This window comes from Streptomyces sp. CoH27 (genome assembly GCF_020181035.1).
In the GTDB taxonomy this organism is placed as follows: domain Bacteria; phylum Actinomycetota; class Actinomycetes; order Streptomycetales; family Streptomycetaceae; genus Streptomyces; species Streptomyces camelliae.
In genome coordinates this window covers 174,589-192,856 of the sequence record NZ_JAIQYY010000007.1, presented here as the reverse complement: position 1 = coordinate 192,856, position 18,268 = coordinate 174,589, and the positions used below count along the sequence as shown (strand labels likewise).

The window sequence follows — 18,268 nt, the reverse complement described above, 5'->3', positions numbered from 1 at the left end:
CGGTCGTGGGGGTGTCGTACCGAGCGGAGGCCCCAGGTTAGGCACGCCTAATCAATGCTTGCAAGTTCAACATTAGGCCAGAGGCCCGTTTCCGGCCGGGATTCCGCCTCGGCCGCGGCCGTCCGCAGCACGGCCCGCGCGACCGCGTCGGCGTCCGACAGCGTCACCGAGTCCACACCCGGCCGGGCCCCGGCCGCCGTCACCCAGTGCACGCCCTCCGTGGGCACGCCGAACGCGAACCGCCTTGCGTGAATGGAACCTTGACGATCTATCAGGCGATAGGGACGGCGGGTCACGTCCAGCCCACCGGTTTCGTAACCGTCGACCGTGTGCGTCCGGCAACCGCCGTCCGCGAGCAGCGTCGCGAGCAACTCGTCGGCCGTGTACCGCAGATCGGGTTCCGGAAGCCGCGCCTCTATGAGAGTCGTCACACGGACCGCGGACCCCGGCACGTCCGGCGAGGCCGCCACCCAGCCCGCCGGCCCTTCCCGCACGTCGAGCCGCGGGCCCAGGACCTCCACCACGCCCGCCGCCAGCAAAGCCCTCAACTCCTCGATACGGCGCCGGGGCGGGCCGATGGACAGGAAGGCGTTGAGCGGGGTGTACCAGCGGTCCAGGTCCGCGCGCCGCGAGTCACCGCTCAGCCCTCCGTGGTCGACCACCAGCCGTATCTCGTTGCGCAGGTCGCGCAGCACGTCGAGGGCCGCCTTGAGCGGGCCGCGCACATTGCCCAGGGCGGCCTGCTCGGCATCCTCGCGCAGATACCCCAGCAGCCACGCCCGCCACCGCCCCGGATCCCCGAACTCCCGCTCCCCGTACGGCCGCGCCACCCGCCCCCAGCTCCACCGCTCGCCCTCGGCCACCCCGAACTCGTCCAGCAGCAGCGCCTCCCGGGGATCGCCGTGGGGTACGGCGAGGAAGCGCTCGGCGAGATCCGTACGGCCCGTGAGGGCGCCGTAGTAGACCGTCTCCACCTCCTTCGCCACCAGCGGCCATATCTCGGCGCGGAAGTCGGGCGCCTCGCCGGAGTCGGCACGCTTGCGGAAGCCCTCGATCACCTCCGGGGTGAGCAGCAACGGCGTGTGCCGGCCGTACGGACCCTTGGCGTTGTCGCCGCGCGCCTGGTACGGCACCCCGCGCCGCGAACCGGCGTACAGGCGGGGTTCGCACCCGGAGGGCAGATAGCGCAGCCCGCCGCCGGACCCGTCCCGGACGAACCGGCCGCCCCGGCCGGCGGTGAACAGGGCGAGGTAGTCGAAGAAGGTGAGCCCGAGGCCGCGCAGCAGGACCGCCTCGCCGGGCCGGATCGCGTCGAGCCCGACGTCGGCCGGGTTGCCGGGCGGGATGTGGGTGAGGCCGTGCCGGGCGGCGTACGCGGCGGTGCGGCGCTCCTCCTCGGTGCCGGCGGCGGGCAGATGCCCCTGGGCCAGCACCACGGCGGCGAGGCCGGACAGGACCCGCCCGTCATCGAGGGTGAGGACCTGACGGCCGTCTTCGGTGCCGTCGTCGGCGAGGCGTACGGCACGGGCCCGGTAGATGCGGACGTCCACGGATTCGGGCGCCTCGCGGACGGTGCGGGCGAACACCCACTCCAGATAACGGCCGTAGTGCGCACGGGTCGGGTACGCGTCCGGGCCCACCTCGCCGTCCGCCCACTCGTACAGACTCGGGCCCGGACGAACGGGGCCCGCGCACTCCACGCTCTCGTCGGTGAACAGCGTCACCTGGCTCGCCACGGTGTTCATCAGCAGCTCGGCCGGCTGCGCGGTCCGCCAGACCCGGCCGGGGCCGGGCGGCGCCGGGTCGATCACATGGACCGTCAGCCGGACACCGGCCGGAAGAAGCTCCGGCGCGGAGGCGCAGAGCCGCTCCAGCACGCTGGTTCCACGGGGACCGGCTCCGACCAGGGCGACGGAGATCGTAGACAAAGGGGAACTCCCGGGCGTGACGGCGTCCGCCGGTCAAGCGGACGGGGAGCTTCATCTTGCCCGGTGTTCACCAAGCGCCTTGACTGCGGCCCGAGTTGCCCCTCTACGGAACACTTCTCGCCGATTGGCCCCGTACCTCCAGACCCCCGAGCAGTTCGGCCGTCGCCTCCGCCACCGCCGCGACGGCCCTGTCGAAGACCTCGCGGTTGTGGGCGGCGGGAGCGCGGAAGCCCGAAACCTTGCGGACGTACTGCAGCGCGGCGGCGTGGATGTCCTCGTCCGTGGCCTCGTCGGGGAGCACGGGCGGACGCAGCGTCTTGATACTCCGGCACATGCGCCCAGTCTCCCGCACCCCGCGCGCCTCTGCGATGATCACCGCGAAGGCGGCCACCGATTCCCGGGGCCGACCGTCGAAGGGAACACACATGGCAAGCAAGAGCTCCGTGGCCGTCCTCGGACCCGGCGGCACGGGCGGCCTCCTCGCCGCCCTGCTGTCCCGCTCCGGCCACCGCGTCGTCTGCCTGGCCCAGGACCACACGGCCGGCACCCTGCGCCGTACCGGAATCACCGTCCGCAGCCCGCAGTTCGGCGAGTTCACCGCGCCCGTCGAAGCGGACACCGAGCTGCGCGAACCGGTGGACGTCTGTCTGATCGCCGTCAAGCACACCACGCTCGACGCGGCCCTCACCCGCGTCCCGCCGGCCGTGCTCGGCGACGCCCTCGTCGTGCCGCTGCTGAACGGCATCGAGCACCCCGCCGCACTCCGTGCCCGGTACCGCGCCGACCGGGTCGCCCCGGCGGTGATCCGCGTGGAGTCCACCCGGACCGCCCCCGGCGTGATCGAGCACGGCAGCCCGTTCACGGAGATCGACCTCGCCGGGGACGGCGTGCCGCACGCCCGCCTGGACGCCTTGGCCGCCGTGCTCACCGGCGCCGGTGTGACCGCCCGCGTGGCCGAGGACGAGACGGCGGCCCTGTGGGCGAAGATGGCGTTCCTGGCCCCGTTCGCGCTCCTCACCACCCGCTACGGCCTCCCGCTCGGCGAGGCCCGCACCCGGCACCGCGCGGAGCTGGAGGATCTCGTCGCCGAGACCGCGGCGGTCAGCCGCGCCTGCGGCGCCCCCGCCGACCCGGCCCAGGCCCTGGCCCGGTACGACACCTTCCCGCCCGGCACCAAGTCGTCCATGCAGCGCGACGCCGAGGCGGGCCGCCCGCTGGAGCTGGACGCGATCGGCGGGGCGCTGCTGCGTGCGGCCGACCGGCACGGCGTCCCGGCACCGGTGACGGCCCGCCTGGTGAGCGAGCTGCGGGCCGCCGGCCACTGACGCCCGAGGGGGGCAGGTGAGGGGGCGGCGCCGGCGCGCGTCGCCCCCTCACCCGTTTCGCCACCCGATCGGCTGAACCTCCCCTCGGACCCCGTGAACGAGCTCGCACCCCAAAATCGAACAGGCGTAGCATTGCCGTGTGGCGACGACCTACGAATTCCCCAGTGACCTCCTCGCCGGGCAGGAGGAGCTGCATCAGGTCAGGGCCGAGCTGTCGGCCCTGCTCAAGCGGCTGCCCTGGTCGGTCGAGCCGATGGACGCGTTCAGCGACGACACCGGCTGGCGCAAGGTGGAGCGGCCTGCGTCCCCGGGGTGGACCGAGGACCAGCAGGCCGAGGTGGAGAAGCTGCGCCGGCGCGAGCACGAGCTGGCGGTGTTCGTCAGCACGCACCGCTTCTGGGCCGAGGTCGCGGCGGCCGACCGGGTGGAGATACGTACGCGGCTGAAGCATGCCCGGGAGCGGGCCCAGGAGCAGACGGAGGAGTGAATAAAAGGGGAAACCCCCGACCGTCCGACGGCCGAGGGCTTCTCGCTGGTGGGCGCGGACGGTTTCGAACCGCCGACATCCTGCTTGTAAGGCAGGCGCTCTACCCCTGAGCTACGCACCCCGAACACCCGGGCACACGCCCAGGTCGAGTCGACAGCCTACCTTGCCCGGGCCGGTGCATCGCAAACCCGTTCCGGCGGGTGATCAGGCGGTCAGGGTCTTCCGGGGGATATCCCTACCCCTGGTCCGGGAGTCTCCCCGATTCCCGGCGGTGTCTTGATCGCTTACGGTCGTCCCAGACCGACACACTCCGCGCCGCCGCACCCGGCGGTCCGGTTCAGGGGGAGATCTCGAATGGCCCGTTCCAACGCCGTCCGCGCCGCTGCCATGGCCGTGGTCACCGGAGCGCTCGTCGCGGGGGTGAGCGCCTGCGGCACCTCCGCGAGCGACGACAAGCACCCGGAGCACAAGTCCTTCGCGCTGCACGGCCGTACGCTCACCGTCGACTCCGACGACGCGGCCCTGGAGATCGTCACCGTGCAGGGCGACAAGGCAGGGTCGATCCAGGTCACCCGGTGGTTCAAGGGCAGAGTCGTCGTCGGCGGCAGCCCCAGGGTGAGCTGGTCCTTCCAGGACGACCGGCTGACGCTGCGCGTGCACTGCGACGGGTTCATCGCCGACTGCTCGGCCAAGTACCGGATCGAGGTGCCGCGCGGGATCGGTCTGACGGTGACCGACACCAACGGCGACGTACGGGCGCAGGGGTTCTCGGGTCCGGTCAGCATCCGCAGCGGCAACGGCGCGGTGCGGGTCACCGACTCCAGCGGACCGCTCCAGCTGCGCTCCAGCAACGGCGCGGTGACCGCCCAGGCCGCCTCCCGGCAGGTCCGGGCCGAGACGAGCAACGGCTCGGTGCACCTCGACCTGAGCGACGTACCCGACAGCGTGACCGCCCACAGCAGCAACGGCGCCATGACGATCACCGTGCCCCGCGCCGACTACCGCGTCCGCGCGGACTCGCAGAACGGCAAGGTCTCGGTGTCCGTGCCGCGGTCCGACAGCAGTCCGCACTCGGTGACGGCCGACACCTCCAACGGCGGAATCACGGTCCGTACAACGAACTGACCGGCCCGTGTGTTCGTCTACACCGGGTGGGAGAATGACACCACCAGGGGCGGACCACAGCACGGGAGAGGGATGTGACGGCGACACCGGGCACGCCAGCGACGCGGACGTACCCGCCGTCGACCTCGCCGTCGACCGCCCGGAGCGGTGCCACGGCTCTGCGCGACACCCTCACTCTGCTGAGCCTGCCGGTGCTGGCCGCGCTGGCGCTGCCCGCCGCGTTCGCCGGCGGTGGCACCCGGCGCTGGTTCGGCGGCCGGGCGGAGAGCCAGCGGGCCGAGGCGCAGGCCGCGAAGGACGCCGCGGCAGCGGCGTTCTACGAGCTCGACACCGCCCAGCGGGACCTGCGGATCTCCGTCGAGACCATCACGGCGGTGGACGACTCCCCCGCCGCGCGGCGTGCCGCGAGCGACTTCGAGGCGCTGGGCCGGCGGATCGACGAGGTCAGCCAGCGCTACATCCAGGCCGTCGACGCGCACGACCTCGACCGGGACGACCTGGAGGCCTCCGCCGCCTCCCGGGCGCGTTCCGAGCTGACCGCGGCCAAGGACGAGCTGCTGCGCGTCAAGCAGGAGCTGGACCGGTTCGGCGGTTCGCTCGCCCCGCTGCTCGGCTCGGCCGAGACGCAGCTGGCCCGGGTGGCGCCCGCCGTGGAGCGGGCCCGGCAGGCGCTGCTGGCCGCGAGCAACGCCCTGGACGGAGCCCGGGCCAAGGGTCTGCGGGCCGATGACCTCGCGGGGCGGCTCGCGGCCCTGTCGCCCGAGCTGACGAAGCTGAACCAGGGCGCGGGGCAGCACGGTGTGCAGCGGACGGTGGAGCGGGCCGAGCGGGTGCAGCGGGAGGCCGGGGCGATCCGGGCCGAGGCCGAGCGGCTGCCGGAGCTGGCGGCCGAGATCGACCACCGGCTGGTCTCCCTGCGGACGCGCGCACAGGCGCTGACCACGCGCGCCGGGCAGGTGGACCCGGTGCTCAGCGAGCTGCGGCGGCGGTTCACGGCGGCCTGCTGGCAGGACCTCCAGCAGGTGCCCGAGCAGGCCGCGGAGAACGTACGGCAGGCCGAGCTGAAGCTGCGTGAGGCGCAGTCGGCGCGGGAGGCCCAGCGCTGGCCGGACGCCACGGCGCTGTTGTCGACCGTACGGGCGCTGCTGAACACCACCGACGAGGCCGTGTCGGCCGCCGGGCAGCGGTTGCAGCGGCTGAACGCCGTGCAGAAGGATCCGCAGGCCGAGGTCGAGCGGACACGGTTCGCGATCCGGGATGCCCAGCGGCTGGCGATGACGGGGCGTACGACTCCTGATCCGCGGCACGCCCGGCCGCTGGACGAGGCGGTGGCGCGGCTGGAGCGGGCTGTCGGCTCGTTGCAGGGGCGGCACCCCGACTACTGGCATTTCCTGACGGAGACGGATGCCGTGCGGCAGACGGCGGCGCAGGTCGTCACCCGCATTCGTGAGGAGCGGGGCGGGCATTGAACGGCCGGCCCCGTCGGTTGCGGGGTGCCCGGCGACAGGCGGATAGTGAACTGGATGCATGGCCTCCGCTACACGCCCTAGGGAGGCGGACATGGCCACACACGCAGTGCACGCACGGCGACGGTCGCGGATCCGGTTCGATGAGCATCTGCCCGTCGACCACCGGCTGAACACGGTCTACCGGATCGGTGCGGGGCTGATCGGCGCGTTCCTGGTCGCCTTCGGCATCCTGGGTCTGCTGCACAACATCGGCTTCTTCAGCACCGGCGGTGCCTCGGTCATCGGGCTGAACACCAACGACACGCTGAGCGTGCTGTCGATCGTCGTCGGGGGGATCCTGCTCGTCGGCATGGTGATCGGCGGAAACGTGGCGTCCACGCTGAACATGGTGTTCGGCGTGCTGTTCCTGCTGAGCGGCTTCCTGAACCTCGGCCTGCTGGACACACCGCAGAACTTCCTGGCGTTCAAGATCCAGAACGTGTTCTTCAGCTTCGTCGTGGGCCTGCTGCTGATGACCTTCGGCATGTACGGCAGGGTCGGCTCGACCCTGCCGCACGACAACCCGTACTGGCGGGCCCGCCATCCCGCGGAGGGCGAGCCCGAGGGGCGTGAGGACGATCAGGTGCGGTAGGCGTAGTAGTACGCGTTCGGGTAGGACGCGACGAGGCTCGCCACCGACCGGTTGTACGTGTTGTTCGAGTGGTACGTCACGTACGGCACGCCGTAGCGGTCGCGGTAGGTGACGATCATCGAGTGGTCCTTGGACCCGTCCCGGTTGAAGTCCATCTGGATCACGTCACCGAGGTCCGCCTGGTAGACGTTGGCGAGGGGCGTGACCCGCTTGGAGGACAGGGCGAACCAGGAGAACTCGTTGACGCCGACGAACGAGTCGGACTGGATGTCGGCGGTGCCGAACCACTTGTGGAAGTCGTTCGTGTAGCCGGGGACGTGCTTCCAGCCGCCGGCCTTCAGGGTCTGGCTGACGAAGTTGGTGCAGTCGCCGCCGTCGGTCTCGCCGTTGAAGTCCGGGTAGTTCGGGTTGTAGTGGTTCCAGTACGTCTGTGCGTACGTCACCATGGCCTTGTAGTCGTAGGCGCCACCCGTGAGGTTCTTCGGGTTGGCCGGTGCGGGCCAGCTGGTCGCGGCGCGGGGCGCGTCCGGCGGGCTGTCGTCGGCCGGGGTGGTCTTCGTCTTGGCGACCGACGGCTTGGCGACCTGGTTGACGGCGAGGTAGCCGTCGTCGGTGTCCTTGATGCCGGTCAGCTGCCAGTCGCCGTGGCGGTCGGCCTTGAAGGTCAGCTCGTGGTGGGCCTGGAAGCCGGTGGTCTTCGGCCCCTTGGCCGCCGGCTTCTCGTAGGTCAGGGTCGTGGTCTCGGTGACGGCGACCTTGGCACGCCGGCCGTGCACCTCGGTCGCGTCCAGCGTGACCTCGGTGCTGCCGGAGCTGTACTTCTCACCCAGCTTGGCGAGCAGGTTCTTGCGGGCGCTCAGCGTCTTCAGCGCGGACGACTGGTCGTGGGTCTGCCCGCCGGACATCCGCACGGAGCCGGAGAAGCCGGACGTGTGCCGGGTGCCCTTGCTGCCGGCGCCGTCCACCAGGGCCTGGGTGCGGTCGGTGAACACCGCGTCCGCCAGCTTCTGGAAGGTCGCCTTGGTGGCCGCGTTCACCGTAGGGTCGTCGACGACGGCGGCGCCCGCGGTCCAGTTGGGCAGCAGGGCCACGCCGGCGACCAGCGAGGCGGCCGCGGCGCCGACTATGGTGGCGCGGCGCCGGTTACGGCTCAGTTTTCTCGATCTCAATGATGTTCCCCTCTATCCCGGTAGACCTACCGAGCGGTACGCATCCTCGCATGAAACATGTGGCCGATGTGAAGAGAGGTGCACAAGCGGAATTACCGTTATCCGCTTGTCACTTGACGACCGTCGACCAGTCAGCCGGGGCCTGCGCCGGGTCGAGACCGCGCAGCGCGGCGAGCGTCTGCGGCTTCTGCACGTCGAGCCAGTCGGTCAGCTCCTTGAAGGACACGCACTTGACGCCCTTCCTGGTGCAGATCTTCGGAATGATCTGGTCGATGGCCTTCATGTAGATGCCGCCGTTCCAGCTCTCGAAGTGGTTGCCGATGAACAGGGGTGCGCGGCTGCCGTAGTAGACGCGGTCGAAGCCGTTCATGTACGAGTCGACGGCCTGCTGTTCCCACTCGGCGTACTTGGACGGATCGCCGTGGACCTCGCCGTTCGACTGGTTGTAGAGGAAGTTGAAGTCCATCGACAGGGCCTGCGTCTTCTGCGAGAACGGGAGCAGTTCCAGCGGGTAGTCCCAGATGCCGTTCTTCTTGGCCGGCCAGATCTGGAAGTCGCCCGGGGAGCTGGCGTCGTAGCGCCAGCCGTAGCCGTACTTCTGCAGGGCCTTCAGCAGATTCGGCTGGCCCTCCAGGCAGGGCGCGCGGCCGCCGGTGACCTCCTGCTTGAAGTCGAAGGGCAGCGCCGGGACGTCGGTGTAGCCGGTGTTGGTCTTCCACTTCTCCACGAAGGAGTAGAACTGGTCGATCTCGCTCTTCCACTGCTCGACGCTCCAGTCGCCGCCGCCCTTGGCGCCGCAGAAGTGTCCGTTGAAGTGGGTGCCGATCTCGTTGCCCTGCTCGTAGGCGAGGCGGAGCTGTTCCAGGGTGGTGCGGATGTGGTCGTCGGTGGCGTAGTCGATCGCGGCGTCACCGGGGTTGTGCATCGGGCCCTGGTACAGGGACTTCTTACTCTTGGGCAGCAGGTAGATGCCGGTGAGGAAGAAGGTCATGTGGGCGTTGTACTGCTTGGCCATCTCCCGGTAGTGCGAGAAGAGATGGTCGCTGCCCTCCAGGGCGCCGTCCCAGGAGAAGACGACGAACTGGGGCGGCTTCTCACCGGGCTTGAGCGGCACCGGCTTCAACTGCCCCTTCTGCGGGCCGGTGTAGGAGGTGGAGCCGTCTCCGAGGATCTTGGTCTTCCCGTCCCAGGAGGGGCTCGGGCTGGGCTTGGCGGTGGCGTTCGACTTCGGCTGCGGGCCGGCGGAGGCGGTCGGGGTGGTGCGGTCGGCGCGGGTCAGGGCCAGGTATCCGGCCACGAGCGAGGCGATGACGAGAAAGGCGGCCAGCGTCAGCACCTGCGGCCGGCGTATGAGGGCCGGGGCGGGCGCTTGTCGGCGGCGCGGCGACTTCTTGCGGGGCATACGCGGCTCAATCTGCGAAGGGGGGCGGCGGGTGTGGGTGCGGGTGCGGGGACCTTAAGGGTCAGTCCAGGCCCATGGCGGCCGACCACAGGCGGTACGGCACGCTGTCGGCGGGCGTTCCGGCCAACCCCTGGAGCGGCAGCGGCTCCAGGGACTTCGACAGGTCCATGCGGTAGACGACGACGGCCGTCGAGACGGAGTCGGCCGTACCGGCGTACCAGGCGGCGGTGTCGTCCTGGGTGGTGCCGGCCTTCCCTGCCGCTCCCGGCCGGGTCGCTGCCGCGGCCGGGTGGGCGGCGCGGAAGGAGTCGGTGAGCGCCTCGGTGACCTCCTGGGCCGTCTCGGCGCCGACCGCGCGCTCGGGACGCGGGGTGTTCAGGGCGACCGGCGCGCCGTTGCGGGTGATCCGGCGCACCGAGTACGGCTCGGTGTGGGTGCCGTCGGCGGCGAACGTGGCGTACCCGCTCGCCATGCGGATCGCGCTCGGCGTGGAGCTGCCCAGCGACAGCGCGGGCACCTGGGGGCCGAGGGTGTCGGGCAGCAGTCCGGCGGACTCGGCGGTCTGCCGGACCGTGTCCAGGCCGGTGTCCATGCCCAGCTGCATGAACGGGGTGTTCACCGACTGGGCGAGCGCCCGGCGCAGGGTGATCTGCCCGTACGACGTGTGGCCGTCGTTGCGCGTGAGGATCCTTTTGCCGCTGCGGTCCCAGTACGGCCCCTCGGGGGTCATGACGGGAATGTTGTCGTTGCCGTCGTAGACGCTGTCCGGGGTGACGGGGGTGGCGGGCACGCCGCGCGTCTTGTGGACGCCGTGCTCCAGCCCGGCCGCGTAGACGAACGGCAGGAAGGCGGTGCCGGCCGGGACGGTGGCCGCGTTGGACTCGTTGTAGCCCTGCGTACGGTGGTCGGGGCCGCCGTAGACCGCGAGGATCCGGCCGTCGGCGGCGACGGAGGCGGCGCCGTAGTGGGCGTCCTTCGCCTGGGCCGGGTGGTCCCGCTTGGCCTGCTTGCGGGCCTGGGTGACGGCGTCGGTGAGGTCTTTCTCCCGCTTGCGGTCGAAGGTCGTGTAGATCTGGTAGCCGCCCAGGTCGAACTGCTGGTCGGTCAGGCCCCCGGCCTTCTTGGCGTACTGCGAGGCCAGCTCCACCAGGTAGTCGCTCTGCTCGCCGGTGTTGTACAGCGGGTTGCTCTTCAGCGGCTCGGGGAACGTCGTGTACTTGGCCCGCTCCTGCGGTGTCAGCTTGTGGATCTTGACCATGCGGTCGAGGATCCACTTCCAGCGCTCCTCGGCCCGCTGGTGGTTGGCCTTGCCGAGCGTGGGGTCGTACAGGCCGGCGCCCTTGAGCAGGCCCGCGAGCATCGCCGCCTCGGAGACGTTGAGCTTGCCGACGTCCTTGCCGTAGTAGGCCTGGGCGGCGCGCTGGATGCCGTAGGTGCCCCGGCCGAACCAGCTGGTGTTGAGATAGCCCTCCAGGATCTTGTCCTTGCTCATCTTGTTGTCGAGCTTGAGGGCGATCATCGCCTCGGTGAACTTCCGGGTGACCGTCTGGTTCTGGTTGAGATAGACGTTTTTGACGTACTGCTGGGTGATGGTGGAGCCGCCGGCGGTGTACCCCTCCCCCACGGTCTGCCACAGGGCGCGGGTGATGCCCCGCATGGATATGCCGGGGTCGGAGTAGAAGGTCTCGTTCTCCGCCGCCAGCACCGCCCAGCGGACGTCCTGGGGGATGTCCTTGAGCGGCATCGCCTGGCGCTGCACCCAGCCCGTACGGGCCATGGGGGTGCCGTCGGACCAGAAGTAGACGTTGTCCTGCTGGGTGGCGTACGTGTTCAGGTTGCTCGGTATGTCCGTCATCGCGTACGCCGTGACGAGGAAGGCCCCGAGCAGACCGACGGAGCTGAGGAAACCGCCGAGCCACTGGCGCCAGGAGGGCACCCAGCGGCGCCAGCCGGTCCGGCCCGGACGCGGGTAGACGGGCTTCAGACGGCGCACGTAGGGCGCGAGGCGGCGCAGGTAGGGCGCGAGGCGGCGCAGGTAGGGCGCGAGGCGGCGCACGTACGGTGCCAGCGGCCCGAACAGCGCCAGCAGCCGGCGGACCGCTCGCTCGGCACGCATGCGCGCCGAGGGGCGCGCACTGCGCCGGCGCTCGGCCCGGCCGCCCCCCTGCGCGGGCGGCTCCGGCGGTGCGGGCACCCGCAACTGCATGGTCTCGTCCGCCCGGACGGCACCGACCCTGATGTGCAGGGTCGCCTCGGCGTCGGGCAGCGCCTCGCCATGGTCTCCCCCACGGGAACGATCCTGTCCCCGCGACGCGTCAGTCACGACGGCGTCTCCCCTCCGCACTCGCTCTTGCCCGCGCGGTGAGCTGAGCGTTCTCGCAACGGCGCAAACAAGCTATCAGCGTATTTTCGAAACCCTCACACATGTGTCTGTGAAGAAGCCCGTTCGAGTCGGATCAAGGGGTCGAAACCGGGGCCATGGCGGTTAACCTGAGGCCATGCCTCGCTACGAATACCGCTGCCGGACCTGCGGCGACACGTTCGAACTCAGCCGACCGATGGCGGAGTCGGCCGCCCCCGCGACTTGCCCCGCAGGACACGCCGACACGGTGAAGTTGCTGTCCACCGTGGCGGTCGGAGGTACGGCCGCCAAGGCGCCGGCCTCCAGCGGGGGCGGCGGGTGTTGTGGTGGAGGGTGCTGCGGCTAACCCTGCCGGGCAGCCCGGAGAAACTCCCGCAGGATCCGCTCCCCCGCCAGGACCCCCCGCTCGGGCAGCGCGCCGATCTCCGGGGCCGTCCAGCCCGTGTCGGCAAGCTCGCCGTGCCCCGGGCGCCAGCCCCGGTCGGCGGCCAGGAGGAGGTCGGCGTCCAGGAGGGAGTCACCGGCCGCCAGGGTCAGCTCCGCACCGGTGCGGCGGGCCACCTCCCGCACCGCCGCGCTCTTGGTGAGCGGCTTCGGGACGGCGTAGATCTTGCGGCCCTGGAGGGAGACCGTCCAGCCCCGGGCCTCCGCCCACACCGCCAGCTCCTTCACCCACTCCTCGGGCAGCAGCTCGCGCTCGACGACCAGGTAGGTGAACAGTTCCTCGGCGACCCGGTGCTTGCGCACCCACGCCGGGTCCGCCGTCCGCGCCAGATGTTCGCGCACCTCCGCCAGCGGCGCGCACTCGTCGGCCAGCCGGGCCTGCACGCCCGCGTGCCAGTCGGTGTCGGTGACCCCGTCGACCAGCAGATGGCCGCCGTTGGCACAGATCGCGTACGCCGGCGGCGGTCCGGGCAGATTGATCCGCTGGTACTGCTTGCGGGTCCGCGTGGTCGTCGGCACGAAGACGGCCGCGTCCCCGAGGTCGGTCAGCAACTGGGCGGCCGTCTCGGTCATGAACGACAGCGGCCTGGCCTCGTGCACCTCCACGCACAGCAGCCGGGGCGCCCGCGCGTCCGGCATGGTCAGCGCGAGGGCCGCCGAGGAGTAGATCAGCGTACGGTCGAGGTCGCTCGCCACCAGCACCGGCATCAGACGTTCACCGCCTTGCCGTCGGCACCCGTGGCGCCCCGCGTGTACTGGGGGTGGATCAACCCGACGCAGGTGTACGGCAGTTCGCCGACCTCCTCGACGGGGACGCCCCTCTGCCCGGCGAGCAGGCGTACGTGGTCGAGGTCGGCGCCGGCCCCGGCGCGGGCCAGGATCTTCCAGGGCACCCGGCGCAGCAGCACCCGGGTGGTCTCGCCGACGCCGGGCTTCACGAGGTTCACGTCGTGGATGCCGTACTCCTCGCTGATCCGCTCCACGGCCCGCCAGCCCGCCCAGGTCGGGGTGCGGTCCTCGGCCATCAGCTCCTTGACGGCGGTGCCGACGGTGTCGGCGACCTCGGGGAAGCGGGCGGCGACGGCGTCGAGGAAGGCCACGGAGACGTCGGAGCCGGCGAGTTCGCGGTAGAACTTCGCGCCGTGGAAGTCGTCCGGGCCGACCAGGTCGGCGCGCAGGACCGTCCGCGAGATGAGGCCGGAGACGGTCGAGTTGAGGCAGGCCGAGGGGATGAGGAAGTCCTCGCGGGTGCCGTAGGTGCGCACGCAGGAGCCCGGGTCGGCGAGTACGGCGATCTCCGGGTCGAAGCCGCCGATGCCCTCCGCCCTCTCGAACTCCTCGATGGCCTGGGCGAGTTCACGGGTGATCGCACCCTTGCCGGTCCAGCCGTCCACGAAGACGACGTCCCCGGGGTCGTGATGCGCGGCGAGCCAGCGCAGCGCGTTGGCATCGATGCCCCGGCCGCGCACGATGGACACGGCGTAGTGCGGCAGGTCCAGCCCGTGCCGGAACTGCGCCCAGCGGCGCATGAGAACGCCGACCGGGGTCCCGGCCCGCGCCAGCGACACCAGCACCGGACGCGGCGACCGCTCGGCGAGCACCGTCTCCGTCACCACCCCGACGGCGTGCGCGACACGGGCGGCGGAGGCGTCGAGGGCGGCCTGGAACAGCTCCTGGTACTGCTCGCTGGGCTGGTACTCCACCGGCAGCGACTCGGCGTAGTGCGCCCCGCCGCTCTGGATGGCCTCCTCCCGTTCCTCGGTCGGCGCCTCCAGGGTGACGTCGGAGAGGTCCTGGAGCAGCCAGCCGACCTCCTCGGGCGCGTAACTGGAGAATGCGGGGCCACGGAGGGGCTCGGGCAGCATGGCCGGCCTTTCGGAAGCGTGCGGGACGTACGACGGGACGACCGCGAGCAGGACGTGCGGGGTGTGGGCGGCGAGGCGGGCCAGCAGCCCGTCCGGCGCGTGCAGGGCGGGGGTGTCGGCGACCGAGTCCACCACGGTCACGACGGCGTCGAAGCCGGCGCCGGCGACGTTGTACGCGTAGCGCTCGCCAGGGCCGTCGGCCGGGTCGTCATGGGCGGGGAAGACCAGCCGGGTGCGGATCGCATAGCCGGGGTCGTCGAGCGCGAGCACGGGCGACCGGGTGGTGGTCGAGAACCGCACCTCGGCATCCATGACCTGCTCCAGCTCCCGGGCGAGCCGCAGCGGGGCGTACATCAGCTCCTCGAAGCCGAGGACGAGGACGCGGCGGGCGGAGGCGGGCAGGGCCTCCGCTATTCGGGCGGCCATCTCGGGCAGCGCGGCTTCGAGACGGGTGCGATGGGCCGGGGTGAAACCGTGCCGGCCACCGTCGGGGAGGCCGTGGGGCCAGTGGAGCTCCGCACGGGTGACACAGCCGTGCGACGGTTCCGGCGAGCCGTGCTGCCGGTCGTGCTCGGCGACCAGCAGCTGTCCCTTCTCCAGCACACCTTCCGGCAGCCGTACGACCCCGGACGCGGCGGCGATCAGATCCACCCGCGCCCCGATCTCACCGGCGAACCGTTCCATCCGCTCGACGTCCCCCGCCGACCGCATGTCGACCAGCGCCACCACCACATACCGCCCGCGCGGATACCGCTCGTGCAGATCACGAATGGTGTTCAGCACGGTGTTACCGGTGGAGAACTCGTCGTCGACCAGGACCAGCGGACCGTCACCGGCCAGCAGCGACGGATCCTCCGGCAGCAGCAGATGCGACGTGGCATGCGAGTGCGACTCCTCGAAGCCGCCCGCCCGGGCGACCCCGGCCACCGGCCGGCGCGTGGAGTGCAGATACGGCGCCGTACCGAGCCCGTCGGCCACCGCATGGCCGAGCCCCGTCGCGGTCTCCGCATAGCCGAGGACGACAGCGGCACCCGCCGCCGCCTCACCCAGCAGCTCGGCAACCCGACGACCCAGCCGGACCCCATGGCCGTAGACCACGGACGGCGACTGCGGGACATGCTTGCCGAGCACGTTGGAGACGAGCAGATGGGCCCGCTTGGGGTTACGGCGCAGGGCGAGCCCGAGCAGGGCGGGCAGGCCCTCGTCGCCCACGAGTTCGACCCCGAGCCGCTCCGCGACCCAGGCGCCGGACCAGCCCCCGTCGTTCACTGCGTTCTTCATGCGTCCCTTATTCCGGCGGCGAGCAACTCCACGAAACCGACGTCCTCGTGGGCCACGCCGAAGGCCTCGGCGCGCAGCAGGGTCCGTTCGGCCCAGGCGCGGTGCGGCTTCACCTCGTTCATCTTGTTCGTGTAGGCCGAGCGGAGCACTCCCCCACCGCCCCGCTCGGGGCGCAGGATGTCCTGGGCGTCGCTGTACTCCTCGTGGCTGACCACGGACAGCGCGTGCACGGGCAGCACATGGGAGGGGTGGATGCAGGTCTTGCCGAGCAGACCGTTGGCGTGGTCGAGGGAGATCTCCCGCAGCAGTCCGTCCATGGCGTGCTCCAGCAGCTTCTCGCGCAGCTCGACGGCCTGCACCTCCAGGAAGGGGCTCTGCCGCAGCTGGGGCTTGAACATGCGCTCGGAGAGCCGGAAGTACTCCCACACGGGTCCGGTCACGGTGAATCCGGTGCCGTCGGCCCGGCCCAGCATGTTCACGACGTCGGCGATCACGGAGGCGACCACCTGGACGTCGTAGGCGGTCATGTCGGGGGCGCGGCGCAGGCCGTAGGAGGAGCAGAAGTCGGTGACGCCGAGGCGCAGGGCCAGCACCCGGTCGCGGTACTTGTCGACCGCGCGGGCGATGCCCTCCAGGGTGTCCACGCGGGATTCGCGGTAGAGCAGCTCGGGGGACTCCAGGACCGGCATGGCGAACAGCCGTCGCCCGCTGTCGGCCTCGGCGGCCGCCAGGGCCTCCAGGAACGGGATACCGCGCTCCTCGGTGAACTTCGGCAGCACGAACCCGGACAGCAGGCGTACGGACGCGCCGAGCCGGTGCACGAGGTCGGGTATCTGCTCGGGGGTGCGCACCCGGATGAAGAGCAGCGGCGGCTCGGAGCCGGGCCGGGCGGCGAGGTCGGCGAACTGGCGGACCAGGTTCTCCTCGCCGGCCACGACGTCCGCGTCGTCGATCGAGTCCTCCAGGCACAGCACCATCGAGACCACGCCGTTCCCGGCCTGCTTGACGATGTCGTCGGCGAGCCGCGGCCGGGTTGCCGGGCTGTACAGGGTGGCGCCGAGGGCGCTGGCGAGCAGCCGGGCCGGAGAGTCGGCGGTGAAGTCGCACGGCTCCCGGTGGAAGAGGCGCTGCCGCACCTCGGGGGCGATGTGCCCGAAATGACGCATATAACTCCCTACAGGCACGGGCCCGGGTCTGTGTTCGGTAAAAGGTGGCCGGTAATAGTACGTAGAGACCCGTGTCCGGGGTTCCCTGCGGGCATGAATTTCCGGTAACTCGCTTGTGTCGGCGGCCCTCGGCGGCCCTACCCCCGCATTGTCGTGACCAGGACCGAGAAGGCAGGATGACCGCATGACGCACGCGATGCTGAAGGGGTCGAACGTCCCGCTGGAAGCCACCACGGTCCGGGCCGTGCTGCGCTGGACCGCCGGGCAGGGAGTCCCGGACGTGGACGCCTCGGCGCTGCTGCTCGGCCCCGACGGCCGTGTGCGCTCGGACGAGGACTTCGTCTTCTACAACCAGCCCCGGCATCCCTCCGGAAAGGTGTGGCGGCTCGGCAAGAAACGCGTCGCCGAGGGACTGACCGACACGATCCAGACAGATCTTCCCGGTGTCGAGCCGGGCGTCGGGCGGATCCTGCTCGTCGCCTCCGCCGACGGCGTCACCTTCGACCAGGTGCCGGCGCTGTGCATCCTGCTGTACGACGCGGCCGCCGACGGGGAGCCGCTGGCCAGCTTCGAGATCAAGCCGGAGACCGGCGCGGAGACGGCGCTGATCTGCGGTGAGCTGTACCGGCGCGGGGAGGGCTGGAAGTTCCGCGCGCTGGGCGAGGGGTACCAGGACGGGCTGAAGGGGCTCGCGACGGACTTCGGCATCTCGGTGGACGAGTCGGAGGCCGAGCCGGAGCCCACGGCGTCCCGGCCGTTGCCTCCCGAGCAGCCGACGACGGCCGTACCGCAGCAGCCGCCGGCGTACGGCTATCCGCAGCCTGTGCCGGTGCCGGTCGCCGCCGACCTGGCCTTCCGGCTGCCGCCGCAGGGGCCGCAGTTCATCGGGCGGTGAGCGGGGCCGGGTTCACCGGTCCGCCGTCTTGTACCCCCTGCCCCACTGCAGCCCCCACCCGTACAGCCGGTCCAGCTCCCCCTGGAAGCCGTACACGAACTTCACCTCGCGGCGGACCGTCAGTTCGCCCTTCACGTTCTCGATCATCACCACCGCGCAGGAGCGGGCCTGCGGATGGCGTTCGTCCAGGCCGATCTCTATCCGGGGGCCGTTGCTGGGATACAGCGTGACGATGGCGTGGGTGCGGTCGAAGGCCGGGGTCTGGTCGTAGATGTAGACGAAGACCAGCAGACGTTTGATGGCGTCGCGGTGGTCGAGATTGACGTACATCGTCTCGCCGGACGCCGAGCCGAACCGGTCGTCGCCGCTGAGCTTGATGTACGGCGGGGCATTGACGTCGCCCAGGTAGTTGCCGAGCGGCTGGACGACGCCCTTCGTGCCGTCGGTCAGCTCGTACAGGCAGCCGAGGTCGAGGTCGACGTTGACCATGGACTGGCCGTGGCCGAGCACCTCCTGGGGTTTGAGGGCCCGGAAGGGGTGCCGGAAGAGGCTGCCCCGCTCGTTGGGGTCGAAGTCGGACGTGCGCATCCGCCAGGTCAGGTTGACCCGCAGGTTGCCCGTGGCCGCGCCCTGCTTGGTGAGCGACACCGTCTGATGCCGCCGGGTGAGCTGGATGGAGCCGGTCGCGGCCTCGCCCGAGTCGAAGTCGGAGAGCCGCG

Annotated in this window: 16 protein-coding genes and 1 tRNA gene; 7 read left to right on the top strand and 10 right to left on the bottom strand. The window is 71.1% G+C overall.

The features are described 5' to 3' along the window. Window positions 1-47: 47 nt before the first annotated feature. Window positions 48-1,919, bottom strand: coding sequence for an FAD/NAD(P)-binding domain-containing protein (locus LE548_RS13290; protein WP_225097159.1), 1,872 nt, complete (start codon window positions 1,917-1,919; stop codon window positions 48-50). A 112-nt stretch (window positions 1,920-2,031) separates the two neighbouring features. Continuing rightward, entirely contained in the window at window positions 2,032-2,262 is a 231-nt protein-coding gene (locus LE548_RS13285) for a DUF2277 domain-containing protein (protein WP_225096996.1), read from the bottom strand. Window positions 2,263-2,353: 91 nt separating this feature from the next. Between LE548_RS13285 and LE548_RS13280 the strand changes: the two genes are divergently transcribed. Then, a complete protein-coding gene (locus LE548_RS13280; protein ID WP_225096995.1) occupies window positions 2,354-3,253 on the top strand; it encodes a ketopantoate reductase family protein in 900 nt (299 codons plus the stop codon). 139 nt (window positions 3,254-3,392) lie between these two features. Further along, entirely contained in the window at window positions 3,393-3,740 is a 348-nt protein-coding gene (locus LE548_RS13275; protein WP_225096994.1) for a hypothetical protein, read from the top strand. Window positions 3,741-3,786: 46 nt separating this feature from the next. Here the strand turns inward: LE548_RS13275 and LE548_RS13270 are convergent. After that, window positions 3,787-3,861 (bottom strand) — tRNA-Val (locus LE548_RS13270). Between the two features lie 233 nt (window positions 3,862-4,094). On the opposite strand from LE548_RS13270, the gene LE548_RS13265 reads away from it, so the two are divergent. From LE548_RS13265 to LE548_RS13255, 3 genes are all read left to right on the top strand, one after another. Next, window positions 4,095-4,865 (top strand): DUF4097 domain-containing protein, encoded by a 771-nt coding sequence (locus LE548_RS13265; RefSeq protein ID WP_225096993.1) that lies wholly within the window; start codon window positions 4,095-4,097, stop codon window positions 4,863-4,865. Between the two features lie 74 nt (window positions 4,866-4,939). Next, window positions 4,940-6,334: a hypothetical protein gene (locus tag LE548_RS13260; protein WP_374116074.1), complete on the top strand. Its 1,395-nt coding sequence runs from the start codon at window positions 4,940-4,942 to the stop codon at window positions 6,332-6,334. Between the two features lie 91 nt (window positions 6,335-6,425). After that, on the top strand, window positions 6,426-6,965 hold the full coding sequence (locus tag LE548_RS13255) for a DUF4383 domain-containing protein (RefSeq protein ID WP_225096992.1): 540 nt from the start codon (window positions 6,426-6,428) through the stop codon (window positions 6,963-6,965). Here the strand turns inward: LE548_RS13255 and LE548_RS13250 are convergent. The 3 genes from LE548_RS13250 to LE548_RS13240 form a co-directional block, all read right to left on the bottom strand. After that, window positions 6,953-8,068, bottom strand: a complete 1,116-nt coding sequence (locus tag LE548_RS13250) for an amidase domain-containing protein (protein WP_225097157.1) — start codon at window positions 8,066-8,068, stop codon at window positions 6,953-6,955. The genes LE548_RS13255 and LE548_RS13250 overlap by 13 nt on opposite strands. A gap of 175 nt (window positions 8,069-8,243) precedes the next feature. Continuing rightward, window positions 8,244-9,536, bottom strand: a complete 1,293-nt coding sequence (locus LE548_RS13245; protein WP_225096991.1) for a hypothetical protein — start codon at window positions 9,534-9,536, stop codon at window positions 8,244-8,246. Window positions 9,537-9,597: 61 nt separating this feature from the next. After that, window positions 9,598-11,652 carry a transglycosylase domain-containing protein gene (locus LE548_RS13240; protein ID WP_374116084.1) on the bottom strand — a complete coding sequence of 685 codons (2,055 nt, stop codon included), beginning with the start codon at window positions 11,650-11,652 and terminating at the stop codon, window positions 9,598-9,600. A 382-nt stretch (window positions 11,653-12,034) separates the two neighbouring features. Between LE548_RS13240 and LE548_RS13235 the strand changes: the two genes are divergently transcribed. Then, entirely contained in the window at window positions 12,035-12,244 is a 210-nt protein-coding gene (locus LE548_RS13235; protein ID WP_225096990.1) for a zinc ribbon domain-containing protein, read from the top strand. Here the strand turns inward: LE548_RS13235 and LE548_RS13230 are convergent. From LE548_RS13230 to LE548_RS13220, 3 genes are read right to left on the bottom strand one after another with little or no spacing between them, the layout of a single operon-like run. Continuing rightward, window positions 12,241-13,050, bottom strand: a complete 810-nt coding sequence (locus LE548_RS13230; RefSeq protein WP_225096989.1) for an HAD family hydrolase — start codon at window positions 13,048-13,050, stop codon at window positions 12,241-12,243. The two genes, LE548_RS13235 and LE548_RS13230, sit on opposite strands and share 4 nt — an antisense overlap. Continuing rightward, window positions 13,050-15,488 (bottom strand): phosphoribosyltransferase, encoded by a 2,439-nt coding sequence (locus tag LE548_RS13225; protein ID WP_225096988.1) that lies wholly within the window; start codon window positions 15,486-15,488, stop codon window positions 13,050-13,052. Before LE548_RS13225 ends, LE548_RS13230 begins: the two co-directional genes overlap by 1 nt. After that, on the bottom strand, window positions 15,485-16,654 hold the full coding sequence (locus LE548_RS13220) for an HpcH/HpaI aldolase/citrate lyase family protein (RefSeq protein ID WP_225096987.1): 1,170 nt from the start codon (window positions 16,652-16,654) through the stop codon (window positions 15,485-15,487). The genes LE548_RS13225 and LE548_RS13220 overlap by 4 nt, the downstream gene beginning before the upstream one ends. Before the next feature lie 184 nt (window positions 16,655-16,838). Between LE548_RS13220 and LE548_RS13215 the strand changes: the two genes are divergently transcribed. Further along, complete coding sequence (locus LE548_RS13215) at window positions 16,839-17,549, top strand: TerD family protein (RefSeq protein WP_225096986.1); 711 nt, start codon at window positions 16,839-16,841, stop codon at window positions 17,547-17,549. 12 nt (window positions 17,550-17,561) lie between these two features. Here the strand turns inward: LE548_RS13215 and LE548_RS13210 are convergent. Then, a partial coding sequence (locus LE548_RS13210; RefSeq protein ID WP_225096985.1) for a Tellurium resistance occupies window positions 17,562-18,268 on the bottom strand: 707 nt, incomplete at its 5' end.

Bases quoted from the DNA above. Each gene is read 5' to 3' on its own strand.
- LE548_RS13285 (WP_225096996.1), bottom strand. From the start codon at position 2,262: ATGTGCCGGAGTATCAAGACGCTGCGTCCGCCCGTGCTCCCCGACGAG.
- LE548_RS13280 (WP_225096995.1), top strand. From the start codon at position 2,354: ATGGCAAGCAAGAGCTCCGTGGCCGTCCTCGGACCCGGCGGCACGGGC.
- LE548_RS13265 (WP_225096993.1), top strand. From the start codon at position 4,095: ATGGCCCGTTCCAACGCCGTCCGCGCCGCTGCCATGGCCGTGGTCACC.
- LE548_RS13255 (WP_225096992.1), top strand. From the start codon at position 6,426: ATGGCCACACACGCAGTGCACGCACGGCGACGGTCGCGGATCCGGTTC.
- LE548_RS13245 (WP_225096991.1), bottom strand. From the start codon at position 9,536: ATGCCCCGCAAGAAGTCGCCGCGCCGCCGACAAGCGCCCGCCCCGGCC.
- LE548_RS13240 (WP_374116084.1), bottom strand. From the start codon at position 11,652: ATGCGTGCCGAGCGAGCGGTCCGCCGGCTGCTGGCGCTGTTCGGGCCG.
- LE548_RS13235 (WP_225096990.1), top strand. From the start codon at position 12,035: ATGCCTCGCTACGAATACCGCTGCCGGACCTGCGGCGACACGTTCGAA.
- LE548_RS13230 (WP_225096989.1), bottom strand. From the start codon at position 13,050: ATGCCGGTGCTGGTGGCGAGCGACCTCGACCGTACGCTGATCTACTCC.
- LE548_RS13225 (WP_225096988.1), bottom strand. From the start codon at position 15,488: ATGAAGAACGCAGTGAACGACGGGGGCTGGTCCGGCGCCTGGGTCGCG.
- LE548_RS13220 (WP_225096987.1), bottom strand. From the start codon at position 16,654: ATGCGTCATTTCGGGCACATCGCCCCCGAGGTGCGGCAGCGCCTCTTC.
- LE548_RS13215 (WP_225096986.1), top strand. From the start codon at position 16,839: ATGACGCACGCGATGCTGAAGGGGTCGAACGTCCCGCTGGAAGCCACC.